The sequence below is a fragment of the Brevundimonas sp. CURTG3B2_SDJG genome (genome assembly GCF_057364705.1).
Map to the genome: position 1 here is coordinate 1 of NZ_JBNFOJ010000139.1, position 7,818 is coordinate 7,818.

Sequence of the window (7,818 nt, forward strand, 5' to 3'; positions counted from 1 at the left end):
CCCGCCCCGGCCCGGTCCGCGCCCGAGCCCAAGGTCGCCGCCGTCAAGCCGCCCAAGGCATCGCGCCGCGAGGTCGACGACAGCCAGGCCGCCTTCGACTTCGCTCGCCCCGAGGGCGGCTTCGACCTGCCGCCGCTCGGCATGCTGACCAAACCCGCCAAGAGGGTGGCTTCGGTCGACGAGGAGGCGCTGAAGCAGAACGCCAAGATGCTGGAGGGCGTGCTGCAGGAGTTCGGCGTGCGCGGCGTGATCGACCAGATCCGCCCGGGCCCCGTCGTCACCCTGTATGAACTGGTTCCCGCGCCGGGGGTGAAACACGGCCGCGTCGTCGCCCTGTCCGACGACATCGCCCGCTCCATGTCCGCCCGCGCCTGCCGGATCAGCGTGGTCCAGGGCCGCAACGCCATCGGCATCGAGCTGCCCAACGCCAAGCGCGAGACCGTCTTCCTGCGCGACCTGCTGGCCTCGACCGAGTACGACAAGCCGTCGCACCTGCTGCCCCTGGCCCTGGGCGAGACCATCGGCGGCGAGCCCTATGTCGCCGACCTGGCGCGGATGCCCCACCTGCTGATCGCCGGCACCACCGGCTCGGGCAAGTCGGTCGGGGTCAACGCCATGATCCTGTCGATCCTGTTCAAGCTGACGCCCGAACAGTGCCGCTTCATCATGATCGACCCCAAGATGCTGGAGCTCAGCGTCTACGACGGCATTCCCCACCTGCTGGCCCCGGTCGTCACGGATCCGAAGAAGGCGGTCGTCGCGCTGAAATGGACCGTGCGCGAGATGGAGGACCGCTATCGCCGGATGTCCAAGCTCGGCGTGCGCAACATCGCCAGCTACAACGACCGCGCCCGCGAGGCGCAGGCGAAGGGCGAGCATTTCGAGCGCACCGTCCAGACCGGCTTCGACGAACAGGGCCGGCCGGTCTACGAGAGCGAGAAGATCCGCCCCGAGCCCATGCCCTATCTGGTCGTGGTCATGGACGAGATGGCCGACCTGATGCTGGTCGCCGGCAAGGACGTGGAAGGCGCGGTTCAGCGCCTGGCCCAGATGGCCCGGGCCGCCGGCATCCACCTGATCATGGCCACCCAGCGCCCGTCGGTCGACGTCATCACCGGCACCATCAAGGCCAACTTCCCGACCCGGATCAGCTTCCAGGTCACCTCCAAGATCGACAGCCGCACCATCCTGGGCGAGCAGGGCGGCGAGCAGCTGCTGGGTCAGGGCGACATGCTCTACATGGCCGGCGGCGGCCGCATCACCCGCCTGCACGGACCTTTCGTCGACGACAAGGAGGTCGAGGCCGTCTGCAATCACCTGAAGGCCCAGGCCGAGCCCGACTATCTGGACCTGATCACCGACGATCCGGACGGCGACGGCGACAACGCCTTCGGCGACGACGGCGGGAACGGCGGCTCTGGCGACGATCTCTACGACCGCGCCGTGGCCGTGGTCACCCGCGACCGCAAGGCCTCGACCAGCTACGTCCAGCGCCGCCTGCAGATCGGCTACAACCGCGCCGCCTCGCTGATCGAGCGAATGGAGCAGGAGGGGGTCGTCAGCCCGGCCAACCACGCGGGCAAGCGCGACGTCCTGGCCGGCCCGCCGCCGATGGGCTGATGGAACGGGCCGCGGCCGCGGCCGTTGACCCTGGCCGCCGCCTCCGAAGCCCCGCCGTTCGGATGAACGGGGCTTCATCGCAGCGCCGGAATATGGTCAGGCTCGCGTCACGCCCCTGACAGACCCGGTCTGCAAGACGGCAGGATCGACAACCATCCCGAACGGGAGAACGCCATGACCGTGTCACGCCGCGCCCTTGCGCTTGGAACCGCCGCCGTCGCCGGCCTCGCCGCCCTGCCGGTCTGGGCCCAGAGCGGCCTGTCGGCCGAGGATCGCGCGGTCCTGGCCCAGGCCCAGACCTATCTGCAGAACCTGACCTCGGCCCAAGGGACCTTCACCGAGACCTCGGGCGCCCAGACCCGCGAGGGCCGCTTCTACCTGCAGCGCCCGGGCCGGATGCGGTTCGAATACACCAACCCCGCCGGCCTGCTGGTGGTCTCGGACGGCTCCAACGTGAAGCGCTACGACCCGCGTCTGAACGTCTTCCGCCAGGTGCCGCTGGGCCAGACGCCGTTGTCGACCTTCCTGGCGCGCAACGTCCGCCTCGACCAGGGCGTGCGCATCGACCGGGTCACCCGGATGCAGTCGGGCGCCTTCGCCATCACCGCCCGTGATTCGCGCCGCCCCAACGAGGGCATGGTCATCCTGTCCTTCGCCGGCAGCCCCATCCGTCTGCGAGAATGGACCATCCGCGACGCCCAGGGCGGCTCGACGACCACCCGCCTGACGACCCTGGAACCGGCGTCCGGCCTATCCCCCAGCCTGTTCCAGCTGCGCGACCCCACCCGCCGGCCCGGCCGGAACTGACGTTCGCCTGAGGCGGGAAGCGTTGCTGGCGCGACACGTTTGACATTTTCCGTCCTGCGTGGCACTTTCGCAACAGATCGGCGGGAGCCGGTCTTAACCGCTACGGATTTCATCCCCTTCCCGGCGGCGAGAGAGACGAACTTCCCAGCGCGATCCTTGAGGATCGGGCGCTTTTTTCGGCTCGGAACCGGCGTTGATCTCGCTTCGCGGCTCTGGGAGAGTCCATCCTCTCCGACGCCCTTCCAGGATCCCCAGTGCCGGTCGCTTCCTCCTCCTACCTGTCCTGGCTCAGCAAGGCCCTGGGACCGACGCACGCCATGACAAGAGGCGAAGGCTCGGACCGGGCCGTGTTCGGTTATGCGACCAGTTACGGCGCGGCGGCGCTGGAACCCTTCGTGCGCTCGCTGCGAGCGCATTTCGACGGCGAGATCGTGCTGGCGACGGACGATCGGCCGGACATCCATGACCTGGCGACCCGGTTCGAGGTGACGATCGTCACCGTCCGACCCGAGGGCTGGGCGCCGCACCCGGTGATGCAGCGCTTCGCCGCCTATGACCGGTGGCTGGCCGAGCGGCCGTGGGTCCGGCAGGTGCTTATGACGGACGTGCGCGACGTGATCTTCCAGGGCGACCCGTTCGAACGGCCGCCCGAACGGCTGCAGATGTTCACCGAGAGCGAGGGATCCGCGCTGGCGGACCACGCCTTCAACATCAAGCACCTGAGGGCCGTGTTCGGGGACGCCCTGACCGAGGCGGTGGCGGGAGAGCCCTGCATCTGCGTGGGCACGGTGCTGGGCCCGGCCGAGGCCGCGAGCCGGTTCTGCCGGACGCTGCTGATGCTGGCGGCGATCCCGCGCTCTGAAGTCGGCGGCGCGTTCGGCGCGGACCAGGCGGCCTGCAATCTGGCGGTCCACCTGGGCCTGCTGGAGGTCGACATCCGCCCGAACTACGAACGGGTGGCCACGATCGGCGACCGTCCGTCCGACGCGCTGCGCATCGACGAGGGCGGCCTGTTCCTGAACCCGGACGGATCCGTCAGCCCGATCGTGCATCAGTACGACCGACACGCCCACCTGTCCGACGCCGTGCGCCGGCGCTGGGGGCGCGAGGAGCACGACGCCCTCAAGGCCCGCCGCAAGAGCTTGCGCGAACGCCGCCAGAAGTTCGCGGCCTCGGTCGGGCGGCGAATCCCCGAACTGCGCTGATCAGGCGAAGCCTTTCGGCCGCGACCCCGCTAAGGAAGGCGCCATGCTTCGCATCGTCACCTGGAACATCAACTCGGTCCGCCTGCGCGTGGACCAGGTCGCCCGCTTCGTCGCCGAACAGGCGCCCGACGTCCTGTGCCTGCAGGAGATCAAATGCCTGGAAGACCAGTTCCCCCGGGCCGCCTTCGAGGCCATGGGCCTGCCGCACCTGAAGATCGGCGGCCAGAAGGGCTGGCACGGCGTGGCCATCGCCTCGCGCAAGCCGATCTCGGAGGCGCCGAAGCTGGACGTCTGCCGCGAAGGCCATGCCCGCTGCGTGGCGGTGACGGTCGAGGGCGTCGAGATCCAGAACTTCTACATTCCCGCCGGCGGCGACGTGCCGGACCGCGCCGTGAACCCCAAGTTCGACCACAAGCTGGACTTCTACGAGCGCCTGACCGCCGAGATGGCCGCGCGTGACAGGCGGCGCCCTCTGGTCCTGGCCGGCGACTTCAACATCGCGCCCGGCGAGAACGACGTCTGGAACCACCGCTACATGTCCAAGGTGGTCAGCCATACGCCGATCGAGGTCGAGACCCTGCGCCGCCTCCAGGCCGCCGGCGGGTTCGCCGACGTGCTCCGCGACCAGATCCCCGAACCGGCCAAGCTGGCCAGCTGGTGGAGCTATCGCGCGGCCGATTTCCGCAAATCGAACCGCGGCCTGCGCCTGGACCACCTGTGGACCTCGCCCGGCCTGACACCGGCGGTGAAGGCGGGCAGCGCGCGCATCCACGACGACGTCCGCGCCTGGGAGCAGCCGTCGGACCACGCCCCCGTCGCCATGGACCTGGATATCTAGAGCCTTACGGTTTCCGCCAGGAAGTCTAGGAACACCCGCACGCGCGACGGCAGGCAGCCGCCGTGGCCCACATAGACCGCGCGGATTTCCTCGACATCGCCGGGATTGAAGGCCTTCAGCACCTCGACCATCCGACCGGCGGCCAGATCCGGGCCGATGTGGAACAGGGACAGCCGCGCGATCCCCTGGCCGGCCAGGACCAGGTTGCGGGAGGTTTCACCGTCGCCCGCCGTGGCCGTGCCCAGCGCGGGGCGGCTGATCCGCCGGCCTTCCGCCGTCACGAAGGGCCAGCCGTCGCAGTGACGGGCGAAGTTGAAGCTGATCAGATCGTGGCCGGCCAGGTCGTCCAGGGTCCGCGGCGTCCCGCGCCGAGCCAGGTAGTCCGGGCTCGCCACCACCGCCATCGCGCTTTCGCCCAGCTTTCGCGCCATCAGTTGGGAGGCCGGCATGGGGCCGACGCGGATCGCCACGTCCGCCCGCTCGTCCATCAGGTCCACCACCTGGTCGGTGAGGACCAGGTCCAGGATCACCTCCGGGTAGCGGGCGGTGAAGACGGGGACGAGCGGGATCAGATGGTGCAGGCCGAAAGGCACATTGGAGTTGACCCGCACCCGGCCACGCGGCGCGGCCACCGAGGCCGCCGAACGCTCCGCCTCATCGATGTCCGCCAGAACCTGGACGGCCCGGTCGTGAAAGGCCTGGCCTTCCGGCGTGAGCTGCAGCCGCCGGGTCGATCGGTGGATCAGACGCACGCCCAGGCGGGTCTCGAGCCGGCTCAGCAGCTTGCTGACCGCCGAAGGGGTCATCCGCAGGGATCGGGCGGCCGCCGAAAGCCCGCCTAGCTCCACTACGCGGACGAACACCTCCATCTCGCCCGAGCGATTCAGGTCCAGTCGCGCCATTTTTGATCTGATCTCACAAATGATGGTCTTTGCTGCCATCTAATATCGGCCGGCCAGGTTCGCCATCTGGCCGCCATGACCGGATCGTCCCCCCGCACCCCGCTCGCCCTCTACGCCCTGACCGTCGGCGCCTTCGGCATCGGCGTCACCGAGTTCGTCATCATGGGCCTGCTGCTGCAGGTGTCCGGAGATCTCGGCGTCTCGGTGCCCGCCGCGGGGCTGCTGATGACCGGCTATGCCCTGGGGGTCTTCGTCGCGCGCCGCTGCTGACCATCGCTACGCGGACCCTGCCCAAGAAGACCACTCTCCTGGTCCTCATGGGGGTGTTCACCCTGGGCAACCTGGCCTGTGCGCTGGCGCCCACCTACGAACTGCTGATGGCCGCCCGGATCCTGACGGCGCTGGCCCACGGCACCTTCTTCGGCGTCGGCGCGGTGGTGGCGACCCAACTGGTGGCCCCCGAGCGCAAGGCCTCGGCCATCGCCATCATGTTCACCGGCCTGACCCTGGCGACGCTGATGGGCGTGCCGTTCGGCGCCTGGCTGGGCCTGCAGTTCGGCTGGCGTTCGACCTTCCTGGCGGTGACTGCGATCGGCGTCCTGGCCCTGGTCGTCCTGTCGCTGCTGGTCCCCGCCACGAAGGACGAGGCCAAGCCCGGCCGCCTGCGCGACGAGTTCGCGGTGCTGAAACGGCCCCAGGTCCTGCTGGGCCTGGCCATGACCGTGCTGGGCTTCGGCGGCGTCTTCGCCATCTTCACCTATATCCAGCCGATCCTGACCGAAATCTCGGGATGGTCCGAGGCCGCCGTCTCGCCGATCCTGCTGGTGTTCGGCGCAGGCCTTGTCTTCGGCAACCTGCTGGGCGGACGGCTGGCCGACAAGCGGCTGGCTCCGGCCCTGCTGGGCACGCTCGCGGCCCTGACCCTGGTCATGTTCGCCTCGGGCTGGGCCTTCCACGACCGGATCGGCGCGGTGGTCGCCACCTTCCTGCTGGGCGCCGCCGCCTTCTCGACCGTCGCCCCGCTTCAGCTGCGCGTCCTGCAGCAGGCGGGCGGCGCGGGCGAGGGCCTGGCCTCGAGCCTGAACATCGCCGCCTTCAACCTGGGCAACGCCTTCGGCGCCTGGCTGGGTGGGGCGGTGATCGCCCACGGTCCGGGCCTGTCGGCCGTCCCCGCCATCTCGGCCGCCGTGCCCCTGGCCGCCCTGGCCCTGGCCGTTCTCAGCCTGTCCCTCGAGCGCCGCCCTCGCGTCGTTCCCGCCTGAAGGAAATCTCCATGGAAACCCGTCGTCTCGGAAACTCGACCCTCCAGGTCCCCGTCCTCAGCTTCGGCGCCGGCACGTTCGGCGGGAAGGGCCCGCTGTTCGGCGCCTGGGGCGACACCGACGTCGCCGGCGCGCGCCGACTGATCGACATCGCTCTGGAGGCCGGCGCCAATCTGTTCGACACCGCCGACGTCTATTCCGACGGGGCCTCGGAGAGCATCCTGGGCGAGGCGCTGAAGGGCCGGCGCGACGCCGCCCTGATCTCCACCAAGGTCGGCCTGCCGTTCGGCGACGACCCCGCCGACAAGGGATCCGGCGGCGCCCGCCTGACCCGCGCCGTCGAAGACGCCCTGACCCGATTGCAGACCGATCGCATCGACCTGCTGCAGCTTCACGCCTTCGACGCCTTCACGCCGGTCGAGGAGACGCTGGCCGCGCTCGACGCCCTGGTGAAGGCCGGCAAGGTGCTTCACCTCGGGGTCTCCAACTTCTCCGGCTGGCAGCTGATGAAGTCGCTGGCCGCCGCCGACGCCCACGGCTGGACCCGCTACGTCGCCAATCAGACCTACTACTCCCTGGTCGGCCGCGACTACGAATGGGAGCTGATGCCGCTCGGCCTGGACCAGGGCGTCGGGGCCATGGTCTGGAGCCCGCTCGGCTGGGGCCGCCTGACCGGCAGGATTCGCCGCGGCCAGCCCCTGCCGGCGCAAAGCCGTCTGCACGACACCGCCGCCTTCGGCCCGCCGGTGGACGACGAGCGCCTGTATCGCGTCGTCGACGTCCTGGACGCGATCGCGCAGGAGACCGGCCGCACGGTTCCCCAGATCGCCATCAACTGGCTGCTGCGCCGCCCCACCGTCTCCAGCGTCATCCTGGGCGCGCGCACCGAAGAGCAGTTGCGCGACAACCTCGGGGCCGCCGGCTGGAGCCTGACGCCCGATCACGTCGCTCGCCTGGACGCCGCCAGCGCGGTGACCCCGGCCTACCCCTACTACCCCTACTGGGGCGAGGGCGGCTTCCGCGCGGTCAATCCGCCGCCGGTCTAGGGCAGGTGGACACGTCCGGGGCCGCCGCCGGCGTCCATCGGAAGACGAGCCAGCTCGCCAGCGCGAACAGCCACACGCCGACGCCGCCGAACAGCAGCACCGCGCCCACGCCGTCGGCCAGGGCCTGGTGGACGACGG

Annotated in this window: 8 protein-coding genes; 7 read left to right on the plus strand and 1 reads right to left on the minus strand. The window is 70.0% G+C overall.

Annotated elements, in window-relative coordinates:
* From AC2W7C_RS10585 to xth, 4 genes are all read left to right on the plus strand, one after another.
* Nucleotides 1-1,620: DNA translocase FtsK (locus tag AC2W7C_RS10585; protein WP_486001410.1), on the plus strand; the 1,620-nt coding region annotated here is incomplete at its 5' end.
* Nucleotides 1,621-1,794: 174 nt separating this feature from the next.
* Complete coding sequence (locus tag AC2W7C_RS10590) at nucleotides 1,795-2,427, plus strand: LolA family protein (RefSeq protein WP_486001411.1); 633 nt, start codon at nucleotides 1,795-1,797, stop codon at nucleotides 2,425-2,427.
* 254 nt (nucleotides 2,428-2,681) lie between these two features.
* Complete coding sequence (locus tag AC2W7C_RS10595) at nucleotides 2,682-3,632, plus strand: hypothetical protein (RefSeq protein ID WP_486001412.1); 951 nt, start codon at nucleotides 2,682-2,684, stop codon at nucleotides 3,630-3,632.
* A gap of 43 nt (nucleotides 3,633-3,675) precedes the next feature.
* Nucleotides 3,676-4,470 carry an exodeoxyribonuclease III gene (gene xth, locus AC2W7C_RS10600; RefSeq protein ID WP_486001413.1) on the plus strand — a complete coding sequence of 265 codons (795 nt, stop codon included), beginning with the start codon at nucleotides 3,676-3,678 and terminating at the stop codon, nucleotides 4,468-4,470.
* Here the strand turns inward: xth and AC2W7C_RS10605 are convergent.
* Complete coding sequence (locus tag AC2W7C_RS10605) at nucleotides 4,467-5,372, minus strand: LysR family transcriptional regulator (protein WP_486001414.1); 906 nt, start codon at nucleotides 5,370-5,372, stop codon at nucleotides 4,467-4,469. The two genes, xth and AC2W7C_RS10605, sit on opposite strands and share 4 nt — an antisense overlap.
* 75 nt (nucleotides 5,373-5,447) lie before the next feature.
* Here AC2W7C_RS10605 and AC2W7C_RS10610 point away from each other — a divergent pair, with 75 nt between their 5' ends.
* From AC2W7C_RS10610 to AC2W7C_RS10620, 3 genes are read left to right on the plus strand one after another with little or no spacing between them, the layout of a single operon-like run.
* A complete protein-coding gene (locus AC2W7C_RS10610) occupies nucleotides 5,448-5,642 on the plus strand; it encodes a hypothetical protein (RefSeq protein WP_486001415.1) in 195 nt (64 codons plus the stop codon).
* Nucleotides 5,643-5,689: 47 nt separating this feature from the next.
* Nucleotides 5,690-6,634, plus strand: a complete 945-nt coding sequence (locus tag AC2W7C_RS10615) for an MFS transporter (RefSeq protein WP_486001416.1) — start codon at nucleotides 5,690-5,692, stop codon at nucleotides 6,632-6,634.
* Between the two features lie 11 nt (nucleotides 6,635-6,645).
* Nucleotides 6,646-7,680: an aldo/keto reductase gene (locus AC2W7C_RS10620; protein WP_486001417.1), complete on the plus strand. Its 1,035-nt coding sequence runs from the start codon at nucleotides 6,646-6,648 to the stop codon at nucleotides 7,678-7,680.
* Nucleotides 7,681-7,818: the final 138 nt, after the last annotated feature.